A 16,323-nucleotide genomic window follows, 5' to 3' on the forward strand; every position below is an offset into this window, starting at 1 on the left:
GAATATATGTTCGAATACCATGATGCCATGAACAACGCATCAGAGCCCGCTTTCCACACTCAGGCATTGCAGGGTCAAGCATTGCAGGGTCAAAAATTGCAGGGTCAAGCATTTCCGGATGGGGCGCCCGGCGTGCTGAAGGCGATGAGTCCTGGCGTCGTGGATTTCCTCTTTCGGCAACTCGTCGCCGGCGAATCGGCGGAGGACTTCCAGTGGCATCGGGAGGGCATGGCGTTGTCGGCGCAGACACCCGGTGCCGAGCTTGCCCGCCGCCTCGCCGAGACCGACCTCGAAGCGCTGACGCCCACCGAACTGTTCCACTACGTGCGCGCCGCGCAGCGCCTTTCCGCCTGGGCAGAGTCCCTGCGCGAACACGCAGTCGGCCGCTACTGCGCAACGCCCTCAGCCGATGCCTCCCCGCCGCGGTGACCCGCCGCCGTGACCCGCGAGTTGTCCGCCGGGCCGCAGGGCTGCCTAGGATGGCAGGGTGACCACAGCGCTGACGCTCTCCGCCATCCAATACCGGGCCCTCGACGGCGGAATCGCCGCCAATGTCCCGGAGCATATCCGCCTCATCGAGGATGCGGACGCCCATGGCGCGCGGCTCGTCCTTTTCCCGGAGCTGTCCCTCACGGGCTACGAGCTCGATCCGCTGGCGGACCCGGATCGGTGGGTGACGGCCGGGGACGGGCGGCTGGACGGAATCGGGGAAATCTGCCGCCGGACCGGCATTACGGCAGTCGTCGGTGCCCCGTTCCAGGAAGCCGACGGCACACCGCGGCTGGCCTCGCTCGCCCTCCATCCCTCCGGTGCCGTGGACTACGCGTTCAAGTCGAGGCTCCACGGCCCGGAGAACCGGTTGTTCACGCCCGGGGACGGGGCCGTCCTCCTCGAACTCGACGGCTGGAAGATCGCCCTTGCCATCTGTTTCGACGCCGCCCACTCCGAACACGCTCTGGATGCCGCGGAGGCAGGGGCGGACGTCTACGCCGTCTCGGCCCTCTACACCGCGGGGGAGGACAGCCGGCTGGACAGCCATCTTGCCGCCCGGGCCATGGACAACCGGATCTTCGCCGTGCTCGCCAATCTGGCCGGCAGCACCGCACTGGGGCCGTCCTGCGGGTTGAGCGGTTTTTGGGGGCCGGACGGAATGGTCATCCGCCAGGCCGGCGGCACGGGTACCGAGGTGCTGACCGTGACCCTGCAACACCCTGCCGGCCGAGTTTGACGATCATCACGCTGCCTCCATTGCCCTAACATGCCGAAGACAGGGTAACGTTTTTACCATGGCTGACTCTGACATTCGCTCTTACACGTTCGGAACCCTCGTGACCGCCATGGTCACGCCTTTCACCACCGACGGTGAGGTCGACTATCAGAAGTCCGCAGAGCTGGCCAACAAGCTCGTCGACGACGGCAATGACGCCCTCGTCATCTCCGGCACCACGGGCGAAACCTCCACGCTGGAAGACGACGAAAAGGAAAAGCTGTTCCGTGTCATCGTTGAGGCCGTGGGGGACCGCGCCAAGGTGATCGCCGGGACCGGCACCAACCACACCTCGCACTCGATCGAGATGGCCAGGCGCGCCGTGAAAGCCGGAGCGCACGGCCAGCTGATCGTCACGCCGTACTACAACAAGCCGAGCCAGGCCGGCATCCAGGCCCACATCGAAGCCGTCGCCGACGCCGCTGACCTCCCCGTCATGGTCTATGACATTCCCGGCCGCGCCGGCGTCCCGATCCTGCCCGAAACCATGATCCGGCTCGCCGACCACCCGCGCATCGTCGCGCTCAAGGACGCCAAGGCCGATTTCGCTGCGGTGACCCGCGTCCTGGCGAATACTGATCTGGATGTCTACTCGGGCGACGACGGACTGACCCTGCCATGGATGGCAGCGGGCGCCGTCGGCCTCGTCAGCGTTTCGGCGCACGTGGCCACCAAGCAGTTCCGCGCCATGATCGATGCCGCACTTGCAGGCGATTTTGCCACCGCCCGCACCATACATTTCGAACTGGACCCCGTGGTCCGTGCAGTGATGACCCACATTCAGGGTGCTGTTGCTGCAAAGCAAGTTCTTAAGTGGCAGGGAGTCCTGCCCAACTCGGTTGTCCGTTTGCCCCTCGTGGAGCCGGGCGAAGCCGAGATCGAAACCATCCGCGAGGACTTGGCGGAAGCGGGACTGGTCTTTTCCTGATCGGGGGTTTTTCTGATTGGCAACGACCTCTCCGGCAACCGCCTGGAAAGTAGTGCACTATGACCCAAACCGCCCTTCCCGGCCTTGTCACGCCGCCGAAACTGCTCAAGGACACCCTGCGGATCGTGCCGCTCGGCGGCCTGGGCGAGATCGGCCGCAACATGACCGTCTTCGAAGTTGACGGCAAGCTGCTCATCGTCGACTGCGGTGTCCTCTTCCCCGAGGAAACCCAGCCCGGCGTCGACCTGATCCTGCCCGATTTCTCCTACATCGAGAACCGCCTCGATGACATCGTCGCCGTCGTCCTGACGCACGGCCACGAGGACCACATCGGTGCCGTCCCGTATCTGCTACGACTGCGCGCCGACATTCCCCTGGTGGGCTCCCGGCTGACGCTGGCCCTCATTGAGGCGAAGCTGCAGGAGCACCGGATCAAGCCCGTCATGCAGACGGTCACCGAGGGACAGGTTCAAAAGTTCGGCCCGTTCGAATGCGAATTCGTCGCGGTCAACCACTCGATCCCCGATGCCCTGGCCGTGTTCATCCGCACGGCCGGCGGCACCGTGCTGCACACCGGCGACTTCAAGATGGACCAGTTGCCCCTGGACGGCCGGATCACCGACCTCCGCCACTTCGCCAAGCTCGGCGAAGAAGGCGTGGACCTGTTCATGTCGGACTCCACCAACGCCGACGTCCCGGGCTTCACCACCGCAGAGAAGGACATCGGGCCCACCCTGGACCGGCTCTTCGGCCAGGCCAGCAAGCGCCTGATCGTGGCCTCGTTCTCCTCGCACGTGCACCGTGTCCAGCAGGTCCTCGACGCCGCCGCCAACCACAACCGCAAGGTTGCCTTCGTGGGCCGCTCGATGGTCCGCAACATGGCCATCGCCGAGAAGCTCGGCTACCTCGAGGTGCCGGCGGGCATCCTGGTCGACATCAAGAACATCGACAACCTGCCAGACAACCGCGTGGTCCTGATGTCCACCGGTTCCCAGGGCGAGCCGATGGCCGCGCTGTCCCGTATGGCCAACGGCGACCACCGGGTCGTCGTCGGCCAGGGCGACACCGTCATCCTCGCCTCCAGCCTGATCCCGGGAAACGAGAACGCGGTCTTCCGCATCATCAACGGCCTGCTCAAGCTCGGCGCCGACGTCATCCACAAGGGCAACGCCAAGGTGCACGTCTCCGGCCACGCCGCCGCCGGCGAGCTGCTGTACTGCTACAACATCCTCGAGCCGCTCAACGCGATGCCGGTGCACGGCGAGACCCGCCACCTGATCGCCAACGGCAAGATCGCTCTGGACTCCGGCGTGCCGGAGGAAAGCATCCTGCTCGCGGACAACGGCACCGTCATCGACCTCCGGGACCACCAGGCCGACATCGTCGGCCAGGTGGAGGTCGGCTTCGTCTACGTCGACGGCTCCAGCGTCGGCGAAGTCACGGAAGCCGACCTGAAGGACCGCCAGACGCTCGGCGATGAAGGCTTCATCTCCATCATCACCGTGATCCACCGCGCCACCGGCAAGGTCGTCTCCGGCCCCGAAATCCACGCCCGCGGCGTGGCCGAGGACGACTCCGTCTTCGACGAGATCATCCCCAAGATCAATGCCGCCCTGGAAGAAGCCGTGCTCAACCGCACGGACCACACCACACACCAGCTCCAGCAGGTTGTCCGCCGGGTGGTGGGCACCTGGGTCAACCGGAAGCTTCGCCGCAAGCCCTTGATCATCCCGGTGGTCCTGGAGGCCTAAGCGCCTGCCCTCGGAGCCCTCTGCGGGTGAACCGAGACGGCCTTCCTGACCCGCCCCAGCCCTTTGGCCGGGGCCGGCCAGGAAGGCCGTTTTGGCTTGCCGGTGGAACGCGTCACCGGCGCCCGGGGAAGGCCGTGGGTCCGCAACATGATCCCCGCGGAGGCCCGGAAATCCGCGGTTTTCGGCCCGGTGTCCGGTACCGTAGCGGGTATGGCGACACGTACTTCCTCCGCGCCTAGAGGAAACCCAGGCGGTAAATCAGGTAGTTCCACGGGCCGGGGCTCGGGCACAGCTGCGTCCAAAGCACGGCCCTCAGGTTCGGCGGGCACCGCACGGACCCGCCAGTTGGCCACCGTCGAACCCAAACAGCCCTGGCTGGTGCGGGTCGTTGCCGGCGCGTGGCTGGGGATTGCCCACGTCGTCGGCGCCGGGGTCCGCCGGGTCGGCTCTGACGTCAGCGACCTCGCCCCCGAGGACCGCCGCGACGGCGCAGCCCTGTTCAATCTCGCGCTCGGCGTCTTCGCCGCCACCTTCGCCTGGTGGGGCTTCCAGGGCTGGTTCCCGGACATGGTCTACGGGATCGTCAACGGCACCTTCGGCTGGATGTCCCTGCTGCTGCCTCTCATGCTCTTCGTCTGCGCTTTCCGCCTGTTCCGCCAGCCCGTTGACGGCCGCGGCAACAACCGGATCGGCATCGGTTTCCTGCTCATGACCTTCGCCGGCACCGGCCTGGCGCACATCATCGGGGGCGAGCCGACCGTCGCCGACGGTTTCGACGGCCTGCGCCAGGCCGGCGGCATGCTGGGCTATCTTGCCGCCGCACCGCTGGCCGCCATCCACGCCGCCGTCCCCGTGGCCGTGTACAGCGTGCTCGCCTTCACCTCGCTGCTGATCGTCACGGCCACACCCTTCGGCGCCATCCCCAGCCGGCTCAGGGACGCCTACGAGCACCTCATGGGCATCGACTTGGAGGAACACGACGCCGACGACGACCACGACCGTAGCTACCTCTACGAAAACGACACCGCTGCCCCGGCGAAGAAGAAGCGCCGGCGGCTCTTCGGCAAAGACGCCGACGCCGACGCCGGCCTGGAAGGCTACGTCGGGGACGAAGCTTTCGAACGTGCCCTTATCGAAGATGAGGAAGCAGCCAAGGAAGCCGAGGCCGCGAAAGCCGCCAAGGGCTCCAAATCCGTGGCTCCCGGCGTGCGCCGGCCCACCCAGGCCGAGATCGCCGTCGAAAAGATCAAGGCTGCCCAGGGCCTCGGCGCCGCCGCAAACGTCGGGGAGAACGCCACCGAGGCGATCCCGCTCGTCACCCCGGGAATGGTGGCCGCAGGGTCCCTGAACCCTGCCGCCGGAACTGCGGCGGCGGCCGCCGCCAAGGTCCCCTCCAACCCGGTGGCGCCGGCGCCGCTGCCCACGCCCATTCCGCAGCGCACCGAACAGCTCTCCCTGGCCGGGGACGTGACGTACACGCTCCCGGCGTCGGACGTCCTGACCCCTGGCTCCATCCCCAAGGAACGCACCGAGGCCAACGACGCGATCGTCGCCTCCCTGACCGAGACCCTCAACCAGTTCAACGTGGAAGCCCAGGTCACCGGCTTCAGCAGGGGCCCCACCGTGACCCGGTACGAGATCGAGCTCTCCCCGGGCACCAAGGTGGAACGCGTCACCGCCCTGTCGAAGAACATCTCCTATGCCGTCGCCAGCTCGGATGTACGGATCCTGAGCCCCATCCCCGGGCGGTCCGCGATCGGCATCGAGATCCCCAACACGGACCGCGAAACCGTGTCGCTGGGGGACGTGCTACGGAGCCAGAACGCCCGGCGGACGGAGCACCCCATGGTGATCGGTGTCGGCAAGGACGTCGAGGGCGGCTACGTCGTGGCGAACCTCGCCAAGATGCCGCACCTTCTGGTGGCCGGTGCCACCGGTGCCGGCAAGTCGGCATTCGTGAATGCCATGATCACCTCCATCCTGATGCGCGCCACCCCGGACGAGGTCCGCATGGTCATGGTGGACCCCAAGCGGGTGGAGCTGACAGCCTATGAAGGCGTCCCGCACCTCATCACACCCATCATCACCAACCCCAAGAAAGCCGCCGAGGCGCTGCAGTGGGTGGTCCGCGAGATGGACGCCCGTTACGACGACCTCGCCAACTACGGCTTCAAGCACATCGACGACTTCAACAAGGCCGTCCGGGCCGGCAAGGTCCACCCGCCGGAGGGTTCCAAGCGGGTCATCCGGCCGTACCCGTACCTGCTGGTGATCGTGGACGAACTCGCCGACCTCATGATGGTGGCCCCGCGCGACGTCGAAGACTCCATCGTCCGCATCACCCAGCTGGCCCGTGCGGCCGGCATCCACCTGGTCCTGGCCACCCAGCGCCCGTCCGTGGACGTCGTCACCGGCCTGATCAAGGCCAACGTGCCATCCCGGATGGCCTTCGCGACCTCCTCCGTCACGGACTCCCGCGTGGTCCTGGACCAGCCGGGCGCCGAGAAACTCATCGGCCAGGGCGACGCTCTCTTCCTGCCGATGGGCGCCTCCAAGGCCATGCGAGTCCAGGGCGCCTGGGTCACCGAGTCCGAGATCCACAAGGTGGTCGAACACGTCAAGGGCCAGCTCAAGGCCGTCTACCGTGACGACGTCGCCCCGGAGGCGCAGAAGAAGCAGATCGACGACGACATCGGGGACGACCTCGAGGTGCTGCTGCAGGCCACCGAACTGGTGGTCACCACCCAGTTCGGTTCCACCTCGATGCTGCAGCGCAAGCTGCGCGTCGGCTTCGCGAAGGCAGGCCGGCTCATGGACCTGCTCGAGTCCAGGGGAGTGGTGGGTCCCTCCGAGGGCTCCAAGGCACGCGACGTCCTGGTCAAGCCGGACGACCTCGCCGCCGTCCTCGCCGCCATGAAGGGCATGGACATGCCCGCCGTCGCTGATTCCCAGACCGCGGCACTGAGTGACAACGCCAACGCCAACATCGCCCAGGGCGGTTACGCGGAAGACCTCGTGGCGGCAGACCTGGACAAGCGCAGCCAGAAAGTTGAGTACTTCGACGGCGCAGACGGCTCGGACGGCTCTGACGGTGGCTCCAGGGGGGCCTCTGATGAGGACGACAGTGGTTCCGAGGACGCCTGGTCGCTCACCGGACGGTAGCCTAGGAAGGTGACTAGCGCCGACGCCAGAAGTGCCGGGTCCGCCTCGCGGATCTGGAACCTGCCCAACATCCTGACGATGCTGCGGATTGTGCTGGTGCCATTTTTCGTCTGGTTCCTCGTCGTTGACGCCCCCGGGCTGGACAGCCAAAACGGCGTCTGGCGCTGGGTCGCGGCGGCGACGTTCGCCGTCGCCATCTACACGGACAAGCTCGACGGCGACATCGCCCGCAGCCGGGGACTTGTCACCGATTTCGGCAAAATCGCCGACCCGATCGCGGACAAGCTCCTGATCGGCTCCGCCCTCGTGATGCTCTCCCTGCTCCAGGAACTCCCGTGGTGGGTCACCGTCCTGATCCTGGTCCGCGAGTGGGGCATCACCGCGCTGCGCTTCTTCGTCATCCGCTACGGCGTGATCCCGGCCTCGCGGGGCGGAAAGCTCAAGACCGTCGTCCAGACGGCGGCCATCTTCCTGTACGTCATTCCGCTGGCCTCCCTGGTGCCGTGGCTGGGGGTTGTGGCCTTCGCCGTCATGATGGTGGCCCTGGCCATCACGGTCTGGACGGGCGGAGAATACGTCATCGAGGCCCTCAAGCTGCGCGCCAGCGGCATCCGGGCACAGCACCAGCAGGCCCAGGAGGGCAAGCCATGACCACTCTGCATCCCAACCTTCACCGCATCGCCGAACAGGCCGTGACCGGAGCCATCGACCGCGGGCTGACCGTCGCCACCGCCGAATCCCTCACCGCTGGCATGGTCGCGGCGGTCCTGGCCGATACCCCCGGTGCCTCCGGGATGCTGCAGGGTGGTGTGGTGTCCTACCAGAACTCGGTCAAGGCCGATGTGCTCGGAGTTCCCCGGGACCTCCTGGACGCCGTCGGCGCCGTGGACGGGCAGGTCGCCGCCGCCATGGCCGACGGCGCCCGGCGGATCTGCGGTGCCGACATCGGCGTGTCCACCACCGGCGTCGCCGGCCCCGAGCAGCACGGAGGACAGGACGTCGGGTCGGTCTATATCGGCATCGCCACCGCGGACGGGTCGGCCTCGTACGCGTACAGCTTCGAGGGAAGCCGGGCGGAAATCCGCTCTCTGGCCTGCGCGGCGGCCCTGGACCGCCTGCTGGAGGTACTGGCGCCGGCAGGCTACCCTGCGTAAAGTTGCCGGGAACAAAAGTTGATTCCTAATAGTTGTTAGATTGTGTCGCCTCCGAATATGGGAGGCGCCTAGGATGAAAGCATCAATAGTTCGCCCTCTAGCGGCGGACTCGACATACGAGGGAGCAAGGCGATACAGATGGTAAAGCAGCCCGTATCCGTAAACGGCGTTGTCCGCTGGAAGGATGTGGGCCTCGCCGATCAGGCTAAGAGCGAACAGAAGGAGCGCAAGATGGTTGTACTTCGTCACGAAATCGGCGATGTTCTGCGCGATGTCCGCCAACGCCAAGGCCGTACCCTCCGCGAAGTCTCGCACAGCGCCCGCGTTTCACTGGGCTACCTGAGCGAAGTGGAACGCGGCCAAAAGGAAGCCTCCTCGGAGCTCCTTTCCTCGATCTGCTCGGCCCTCGATGTTCCGCTCTCCAGCATGCTCCGCGAAGTCAGCGACCGCGTCGCCGTCGTCGAGGGTGTGGCAGTTCCGGACACCGTCCCGCAGGAGTTCGCACAGCGCTACGGCCGTGACCTGGACCGTGAGCTCAACTCGGACCTGAACGACGAGTTGGCCAAGGGCCTTCTCTCCGGGGCGCGGTAGCCCCGGCCCCATTCGATCTAAGGAAGGTCCCCGGCGGTGTGCCGGGGACCTTTTCCGTGTCCGGGACGGAGCGCCGGACGACAGTTCACGGCAGTGTTCCGCCGCAACACTGCCGTGATGTGCCCTCCGGCGGAGTATTGGGCTCAGGCGTAGTTACGCGGACTCGTCCCTGGGGAAGCCGTCGCGCTCGTACGTGGCGTTGAGCTTGGCCATATAGGCCGCGAGGGCCTGCAGTTCCTCGGCCGGCCACTCTGACAGCCGCTCCCGGAAGACCTCACGCCGGGCGTCCTGGACCTGGTGCATCTTCTCCTCCCCCTTGGCCGTCAGCCTGATCGACTGGGCCCGGCCGTCGAGCGGATCGGCCTCCTTGGACACCAGGCCGAGGTTTTCCAGGAATGCGATCTGCCGGCTCACCGAAGGCTTGCCGACGCCGATGCAGGAGGCCAGCTCGGTCAACCGGATCGGACCCTTCCGGCGGATCACGCTGAGCAGGCCGTAGGCTGCCGGCTCCATGTCCGGATGGACCTGCCGCGAGAGCTGCTGGGACACGGACCGGGCGCGGCGCCACAGCACGCTCAACTGGTGCTCTACAGCGGTCAGGGCGGCGTCCGCGGGATCCTCGGCGTTCCCGGGAGAATTCAGTGAATTTTCGGGGCCCTCGGGTGGGTTGCTCATGGCAACCATTCTAGAGTCCCGGACCGTGAGAGACTTTATTGGTGCGAATCAGTGACTTTTGGCGGCTCATGGACGACGAGTTCGGAGCAGGCTATTCCCGGGTTCTCAGCAGCTCGCTGGTCCTGTCCGGGGTGGGTGGCCGCACCGCGGACCAGGCGCTCAGTGCCGGGGTGCCGCCGCGGCAGGTCTGGCTGGCCCTCTGCGAAGTCCAGGATGTACCGCCTGAGCGCCGGTTGGGCCGCGACGTCAAAACCCGCTGACCCGCGGCGGGACCAGGCCGGTCGAACACACCGAACACTGACACGCCGAACACTGACATGCCGAACACTGACACGCCGAACACTGACACGCCGAACACTGACACGCCGCCGGATTGTTCGAATATCTGTTCGGGTGGGACTATGCTTTTTTTAGAGCGCTTTCCACATACGCGATGCAGGCCGGCAACTCTGTCGGTGGGTGCCATTAGCGTCAGTGAAGACAGGTCAGCGATGACAGACGAAGGGCCAATACGGCCACTCCACAGCGAGAAAGCATTAGAGGTGTGAACCATGGCCGCAGCCCCGGATCGCCAGAAGGCGCTCGACGCAGCGCTTGCCCAGATTGACAAGCAGTTCGGCAAAGGCTCGGTCATGCGCCTGGGCGACGAAGTCCGTGCACCCATCGAGGTCATCCCGACCGGCTCCATTGCACTGGACATAGCCCTGGGAATTGGCGGGCTGCCCCGCGGCCGCGTCGTTGAAATCTACGGTCCGGAATCCTCCGGTAAGACCACCGTGGCACTGCACGCGGTGGCCAGCGCTCAGCGTCTGGGCGGCATCGCCGCCTTCATCGACGCCGAACACGCCCTGGATCCCGAATACGCGGCCAGGCTGGGCGTGGACACCGACGCCCTGCTCGTTTCCCAGCCGGACACCGGCGAGCAGGCCCTGGAGATCATGGACATGCTCATCGGCTCCGGCTCGCTTGACGTCATCGTCATCGACTCCGTCGCCGCGCTGGTTCCCCGCGCGGAAATCGAAGGCGACATGGGCGACAGCCACGTCGGTCTCCAGGCCCGCCTGATGAGCCAGGCGCTGCGTAAGATCACCGGCCGCCTGAGCCAGACCAAGACCACCGCCATCTTCATCAACCAGCTGCGTGAAAAAATCGGCGTGTTCTTCGGCTCCCCGGAAACCACCACCGGTGGTAAGGCCCTGAAGTTCTACGCCTCGATCCGTATTGACGTCCGCCGGATCCAGACCCTCAAGGAGGGCGCGGACTCCGTCGGTAACCGCACCAAGGCCAAGATCGTCAAGAACAAGATGGCCCCGCCTTTCAAGATCGCCGAGTTCGACATCATCTACGGCCAGGGCATTTCCCGTGAGGGCGGCATCATCGACATGGGCGTCGAGCACGGCCTGATCAAGAAGTCGGGATCCTGGTTCACGTACGACGGCGACCAGCTCGGCCAGGGCATGGAGAACTCGCGCCGCTTCCTGCGCGACAACCCTGAGCTCGCCTCCGAACTGGAGCGTCTCATCAAGGAGAAGCTCGGCGTCGGGGTGAAGGCCCCGGCCGAGACCGAAGCATCGCCGAGGCTGAAGGCCGTTGACGGCTTCTGACGGCCTGGTGTCCGAAGGCACGCCTTCACGACGCGGAGCGCGCAAAGGGGCAGGATTCTCATCCGGGAGTCCTGCCCCGGGCGTTGCCGACCGCGCCGGGCGTGAGGACAGTCCTCAGGACGGGCGCCGTCGTTCCCGTCCCTCGCCCGAGCAGCGCCGGGACGCAGATCCGGCGGCGGTAGCCCGGGCCATCGTGCTGCGGCAGTTGACGTCGTCGCCCAAGAGCAGACTTCAGCTTGCCCGAAAGCTGGCCGAGCGAAACATCCCCGGCGATGTCGCCGAAGCCGTACTGGACCGCTTCGAAGAGGTCCGGCTCGTCGACGACGCGGAGTTCGCGGACATGTGGGTCCGGAGCCGGTCCCAAAGCCGAAAGCTCGCGAAAGGCGCCCTGCGGCGGGAACTCGCGGACAAAGGCATCGACGCGGACACCGCCGCCATCGCCCTGGAACAGCTCAGCGACGAAGACGAGGAGGCCGCGGCCCGGGAACTCGTCCAGCGCAAACTTCGCGGCGTCACCGGATTCGAAGACCGCGAGGTGCGGGACAAGACCACGCGCCGGCTGGCCTCGATGCTCGCACGCAAGGGGTACCACCCCTCGCAGGCCTTCAGGATCGTGGGCGAGGTGCTCGAAGCCGTGGCAGCGGGGGCGGAAGCAGACCCGGACTATTGAATCCGGAGTCTACTGAACCCGGAGTCGGGTGAACCCTCCGGCACGGCGGCGGCGCGGACCCGTTACCCTTAACAGGTGAGTTTGACCATTCCCTCCCCAGCAGCCGGTACCACGCCCTCCCTGGACTCCTCGTCTGCAGCTGACGCCTTGCCCGCGCATGCTGCCGCGCAGCCGCGTACCTACCAGGTGCGCACTTTCGGCTGCCAGATGAACGTGCACGATTCCGAGCGGATGTCCGGGATGCTCGAAGCCGCCGGCTACGTCCCCGCCGCAGGTGAGCTGGCCGACGTCGTGGTCTTCAACACCTGCGCAGTCCGGGAGAACGCCGACAACAAGCTCTACGGCAATCTCGGCATGCTGGCTCCGGTCAAGGCCGCCAACCCCGGCATGCAGATCGCCGTCGGCGGCTGCCTGGCGCAGAAGGACCGCGACACCATCTTGAAGAAAGCACCCTGGGTGGACGCAGTCTTCGGCACCCACAACGTCGGTGCCCTTCCCGCCCTGCTGGACCGGGCGCGGCACAATAACGAGGCGCAGCTGGAAATCCTCGAATCTCTCGACGTCTTCCCCTCCACGCTTCCGACCAAGCGGGACTCGGTCTACTCAGGCTGGGTGTCGATTTCCGTGGGCTGCAACAACACCTGCACCTTCTGCATCGTCCCGGCCCTGCGGGGCAAGGAAAAGGACCGCCGGCCCGGTGACATCCTGGCCGAGATCCAGGCCCTCGTTGACGACGGCGCCATCGAAGTCACCCTGCTGGGCCAGAACGTGAACTCCTACGGCGTCGAATTCGGCGACCGGCAGGCCTTCTCCAAGCTCTTGCGCGCCTGCGGGGACATCCCCGGCCTGGAACGCGTCCGGTTCACGAGCCCGCACCCGGCCGCCTTCACCGATGACGTCATCGACGCCATGGCCGAGACCCCCAACGTCATGCCGCAGCTGCATATGCCGCTGCAGTCCGGCTCGGACAAGGTCCTCAAGGACATGCGCCGTTCCTACCGCTCCACGAAGTTCCTCGGCATCCTGGACAAGGTCCGGGAAAAGATCCCGCGCGCGGCCATCTCTACCGACATCATCGTCGGGTTCCCCGGTGAGACTGAAGAGGACTTCCAGGCCACCCTCGACGTCGTGGAGAAGTCGCGCTTCGCCACCGCCTTCACCTTCCAGTACTCCAAACGCCCCGGCACCCCCGCCGCGGACCTCCCGGATCAGCTGCCCAAGCCCGTGGTCCAGGAACGCTTCGAACGCCTCACCGCGCTGCAGGACCGGATCGCTGCCGAGGAAAACGCCCGCCAGCTCGGCCGCCGTGTCGAGGTCATGGTCACGGCCCAGTCCGGCCGCAAAGCCGAGGAAACCCACCGGCTCTCCGGCCGCGCCCAGGACCAGCGGCTGGTCCACTTCTCCGTCCCCGCCGGCGCCGAAGTGCCCCGCCCCGGCGATCTCGTGACCGTCACCATCACCGAGGCTGCGTCCTTCCACCTCGTCGCCGACCCGGTGACGGCGGACGACTACAGCCTCCGCCGCTCCCGCGCAGGCGATGCCTGGGACAGGTCCCAGGCCGACTCCTGCGGCGCGCCGGCGCCGGGGGCCGCCTCCGGCAGGACGGGTGTGTCTTTGGGCATGCCCACCCTACCGGTCCGCGGCCGCTAGCCGGTGGCAGGTCCGGAGGGCATTCCGGCCGGCAAGGCACAGGAGGACACTCAGGCCGACGCAGTGCGGGACGCACCGCCGGTGATAGCCGTCGTCGGGCCGACCGGTTCCGGCAAGTCCGACCTTGCCGTCTCGCTCGCGCTGGAGCTCGACGGCGAAGTCATCAACGCCGATTCCATGCAGTTCTACCGCGGCATGGACATCGGCACTGCCAAGATCACCGACGCCGAACGCAGGGGGGTGCCGCACCACCTCCTGGACATCCTGGACGTGACCGGGGAAGCCAGCGTCTCGGACTTCCAGCAGCAGGTCCGCGCGCTCATCACGGACATCCATACCCGCGGCAAGCGCGCCATCCTCGCCGGCGGCTCCGGGCTCTACGTCCGCGCCGCCCTTGACGTGCTGGAATTCCCTGGCACCGATCCTGCCATCCGCCGCCGGCTGGAGGCGGAACTGGAAGCGGACGGCCCCGCCCCTTTGCGGGCCCGGCTGGAGACCGTGGATCCGGCGTCCGCCGGCCGGCTCGGCGATGCCCGCCGGATCATCCGAGCCCTCGAGGTCCACGAACTGACCGGGCGGCCCTTCAGCGCCTTCATGCCCACCCGCGAGTATTTCCAGCCTGCCGTCCAGATCGGCCTCGAGGTGGACCGCGAACTGCTCAGGGAGCGGCTCGCCCGCCGCGTCCACGCCATGGTGGACCAGGGGTTGCTCGAAGAGGTCCGGCGGCTTGATGGGGCCGGGCTCCGGCTGGGCAGGACCGCCCCGCGGGCCCTCGGCTACGCCCAGTTCCTCCGGGTCCTCGACGGCGAGACCGGCGTGGAACAGGCGGCCGAGGAGACCATCGTCGCGACCCGGCAGTTCGCCCGCCGCCAGCTGACCTGGTTCCGGGCGGACCCCCGCATCCACTGGCTGGACTGGCAGGATCCCGGCCTCGTGACCAAGGCCGCCGCACTGTGCCGCCCCGGCCATCCGGGACCGGTAACCTTGAATCATGGATGAAACCCTCGCCGCAGCCGTTGACCAAAACGCAGAAGCCAACACTGCGGCCCTGAGCGGACTCAAATTCTCCAAAGGACACGGCACGGGCAATGACTTTGTGCTCCTCGCCGACCCGAACGGCACCCTGTCCGTCACCCCGGAGCAGGTCGCAGCACTGTGCGACCGCCACCGCGGCATCGGCGGAGACGGCCTGATCCGCGCCGTCCCCTCCAGGCTGCTCCCGGAAGGCCAGGAGCTGCTCACGGAGCACCCGGACGCCGAATGGTTCATGGACTACCGCAACGGCGACGGCTCGCTCTCGGAAATGTGCGGCAACGGGGTCCGCGTCTTTGTGCACTTCCTGATCGCCGAAGGCCTCGTCGAGCTGCCCGCCGGGGAATCCCTGACCATCGGCACCCGCGGCGGGGCCAAGACGATTGTCCGCACCGCGGCAGGGTACGCCGTCGACATGGGCCCCTGGGAGTTCATCTTCCCGGGCGAGGCCACCGCGCGAGCCATGGATTCACTGGTCAGCGCCACAGGACTTGAGGTCGCGCGGCCCGCTCTGTCCGTGAGCATGGGCAACCCGCATACCGTCGTTGCACTGGCCGAACTGGCAGAGCTCGAGGCCACGCAGCTGTTCACCGCACCCCATGTGGATCCGACGCCGCCCCACGGCACCAACGTCGAGTTTGTTGTGCCCTCCGAGCCGCTGGTGCACGACGGCGTCGGAACCATCACCATGCGCGTTCACGAGCGGGGCGTGGGCGAAACCCAGTCCTGTGGCACCGGCGCCTGCGCGGCCGCCGTCGCGATCCGCCACTGGGCCGGCCAGGGCGCCCCGGACGTCTGGAACGTCCACGTGCCAGGCGGTGTCGTCGGCGTGAAATTCTTCCTCGGCACCGAAGGCCACGAGCATGTCGAGCTCAGCGGCCCGGCCGTGCTCGTGGCTAGCGGGACGCTTTCCTGACCCGCAGGATGCGGAACGACTTCGAGGTGCTCTCGCGCGTCACGGTGAAGCTGCTGTCCAGCTCGGCGGCAAGCCAGCGCTGAAGCGAATCGGACCCCAGGTTCTTCTGCACCACGAGCCAGGCCGAGCCGCCCTCGGCCAGCCGCGGCAGCCACAGGAGCAGCAGGGCATGAAGCTCGTCTTTGCCGATCCGGATCGGCGGGTTGGACCAGATGGTGTCGAAACGCAGCTCCGGATCGACGGCGTCGGGTGTGCTGGCCGTGAGATTTCCCAGCCCCAGGAGCGCCGCGTTCTCGTTCGTCAGCGTCACGCAGCGCTCGTTCACATCCACCGCGCAGACGCGTGAATGAGGTGCCCGCAGCGCCATGGTCAGCGCGATCGGGCCCCAGCCGCAGCCGATGTCCAGAAGGTTTCCCTGCGGCGCAGGGGAGGGCACATCGGCCAGCAACACGGCCGTTCCCTTGTCGATGCCGTCCGGGCTGAAGATTCCCGAGGCGGTCTGCAGGTGGCGTGTCTCACCGGCAAGCTCCACGGTCAGTGGCTTGCGGGTGAACGGCCCGGCCGGCTGGGCGCTGAAATAGTGTGCAGACTCCATAACTGGCCAGATTAGTTGGCCCTCGACCTGTATGGGAAACCGATGGGAACCGCAGGGGAAACCGATGGGAACCGATGGGAAACCGATGCGAACCCCGATGCGAACCCGCCGGGAAGCAGTGGCCGCCCCGCCGGGCGCCTGCCGGTCCGGGCAGAATGACAGTCTGCTAGTCTTTGAGGCATGTTCTTGAACTTCAAGTAGCCGGCACGGGTTAAGTCCCGTCCCCGCAGCGACGCAGGTCCCTACCTTCCGCAAGTTTTTTTCGTGCAGCGCGCCCAATCCAGTGATTCCTTCCCTGTCCGGCGCCCGCATCACTTGGAGTCCCGCA

The 16,323-nt window shown here is 66.9% G+C and carries 16 protein-coding genes; 14 read left to right on the forward strand and 2 right to left on the reverse strand.

The window, feature by feature from the left end; all coding sequences use genetic code 11:
* Positions 1-27: 27 nt before the first annotated feature.
* The 8 genes from ACQCSU_RS18925 to ACQCSU_RS18960 all read left to right on the forward strand — a co-directional run bounded on the left by ACQCSU_RS18925 (position 28) and on the right by ACQCSU_RS18960 (position 8,853).
* Positions 28-429, forward strand: coding sequence for a hypothetical protein (locus ACQCSU_RS18925; RefSeq protein WP_426976790.1), 402 nt, complete (start codon positions 28-30; stop codon positions 427-429).
* Between the two features lie 58 nt (positions 430-487).
* Entirely contained in the window at positions 488-1,228 is a 741-nt protein-coding gene (locus tag ACQCSU_RS18930) for a carbon-nitrogen hydrolase family protein (protein ID WP_426976792.1), read from the forward strand.
* Between the two features lie 58 nt (positions 1,229-1,286).
* Positions 1,287-2,195 carry a 4-hydroxy-tetrahydrodipicolinate synthase gene (gene dapA, locus ACQCSU_RS18935; RefSeq protein ID WP_426976794.1) on the forward strand — a complete coding sequence of 303 codons (909 nt, stop codon included), beginning with the start codon at positions 1,287-1,289 and terminating at the stop codon, positions 2,193-2,195.
* Between the two features lie 59 nt (positions 2,196-2,254).
* Positions 2,255-3,946: a ribonuclease J gene (locus ACQCSU_RS18940; RefSeq protein WP_354244566.1), complete on the forward strand. Its 1,692-nt coding sequence runs from the start codon at positions 2,255-2,257 to the stop codon at positions 3,944-3,946.
* A gap of 210 nt (positions 3,947-4,156) precedes the next feature.
* Positions 4,157-7,108 (forward strand): DNA translocase FtsK, encoded by a 2,952-nt coding sequence (locus tag ACQCSU_RS18945; protein ID WP_426979856.1) that lies wholly within the window; start codon positions 4,157-4,159, stop codon positions 7,106-7,108.
* A 9-nt stretch (positions 7,109-7,117) separates the two neighbouring features.
* Complete coding sequence (gene pgsA, locus ACQCSU_RS18950) at positions 7,118-7,759, forward strand: CDP-diacylglycerol--glycerol-3-phosphate 3-phosphatidyltransferase (protein WP_426976796.1); 642 nt, start codon at positions 7,118-7,120, stop codon at positions 7,757-7,759.
* A complete protein-coding gene (locus ACQCSU_RS18955) occupies positions 7,756-8,262 on the forward strand; it encodes a CinA family protein (RefSeq protein WP_426976797.1) in 507 nt (168 codons plus the stop codon). Before pgsA ends, ACQCSU_RS18955 begins: the two co-directional genes overlap by 4 nt.
* A 138-nt stretch (positions 8,263-8,400) precedes the next feature.
* On the forward strand, positions 8,401-8,853 hold the full coding sequence (locus tag ACQCSU_RS18960; RefSeq protein ID WP_426976799.1) for a helix-turn-helix domain-containing protein: 453 nt from the start codon (positions 8,401-8,403) through the stop codon (positions 8,851-8,853).
* 153 nt (positions 8,854-9,006) lie between these two features.
* Here ACQCSU_RS18960 and ACQCSU_RS18965 read toward each other — a convergent pair whose 3' ends face one another.
* Positions 9,007-9,528, reverse strand: a complete 522-nt coding sequence (locus ACQCSU_RS18965) for a MarR family winged helix-turn-helix transcriptional regulator (RefSeq protein WP_426976801.1) — start codon at positions 9,526-9,528, stop codon at positions 9,007-9,009.
* A gap of 41 nt (positions 9,529-9,569) precedes the next feature.
* On the opposite strand from ACQCSU_RS18965, the gene ACQCSU_RS18970 reads away from it, so the two are divergent.
* The 6 genes from ACQCSU_RS18970 to dapF all read left to right on the forward strand — a co-directional run bounded on the left by ACQCSU_RS18970 (position 9,570) and on the right by dapF (position 15,400).
* Positions 9,570-9,788 carry a DUF3046 domain-containing protein gene (locus ACQCSU_RS18970; RefSeq protein WP_426976803.1) on the forward strand — a complete coding sequence of 73 codons (219 nt, stop codon included), beginning with the start codon at positions 9,570-9,572 and terminating at the stop codon, positions 9,786-9,788.
* Positions 9,789-10,079: 291 nt separating this feature from the next.
* On the forward strand, positions 10,080-11,132 hold the full coding sequence (recA, locus tag ACQCSU_RS18975; protein WP_426976805.1) for a recombinase RecA: 1,053 nt from the start codon (positions 10,080-10,082) through the stop codon (positions 11,130-11,132).
* A gap of 190 nt (positions 11,133-11,322) precedes the next feature.
* Positions 11,323-11,802 (forward strand): regulatory protein RecX, encoded by a 480-nt coding sequence (locus ACQCSU_RS18980; RefSeq protein WP_426979857.1) that lies wholly within the window; start codon positions 11,323-11,325, stop codon positions 11,800-11,802.
* Between the two features lie 75 nt (positions 11,803-11,877).
* Complete coding sequence (gene miaB, locus ACQCSU_RS18985; RefSeq protein WP_426976807.1) at positions 11,878-13,452, forward strand: tRNA (N6-isopentenyl adenosine(37)-C2)-methylthiotransferase MiaB; 1,575 nt, start codon at positions 11,878-11,880, stop codon at positions 13,450-13,452.
* Between the two features lie 63 nt (positions 13,453-13,515).
* The gene (gene miaA / locus ACQCSU_RS18990; RefSeq protein ID WP_426976809.1) at positions 13,516-14,451 is read left to right on the forward strand and encodes a tRNA (adenosine(37)-N6)-dimethylallyltransferase MiaA; all 936 of its coding nucleotides are present in this window, start codon (positions 13,516-13,518) and stop codon (positions 14,449-14,451) included.
* Positions 14,444-15,400: a diaminopimelate epimerase gene (gene dapF / locus ACQCSU_RS18995; RefSeq protein ID WP_426976811.1), complete on the forward strand. Its 957-nt coding sequence runs from the start codon at positions 14,444-14,446 to the stop codon at positions 15,398-15,400. The genes miaA and dapF overlap by 8 nt, the downstream gene beginning before the upstream one ends.
* Here the strand turns inward: dapF and ACQCSU_RS19000 are convergent.
* Positions 15,381-15,995, reverse strand: coding sequence for a class I SAM-dependent methyltransferase (locus tag ACQCSU_RS19000; protein WP_426976813.1), 615 nt, complete (start codon positions 15,993-15,995; stop codon positions 15,381-15,383). The two genes, dapF and ACQCSU_RS19000, sit on opposite strands and share 20 nt — an antisense overlap.
* Between the last annotated feature and the right edge of the window lie 328 nt (positions 15,996-16,323).

This window comes from Pseudarthrobacter sp. O4 (assembly GCF_050157025.1).
Lineage (GTDB): Bacteria > Actinomycetota > Actinomycetes > Actinomycetales > Micrococcaceae > Arthrobacter.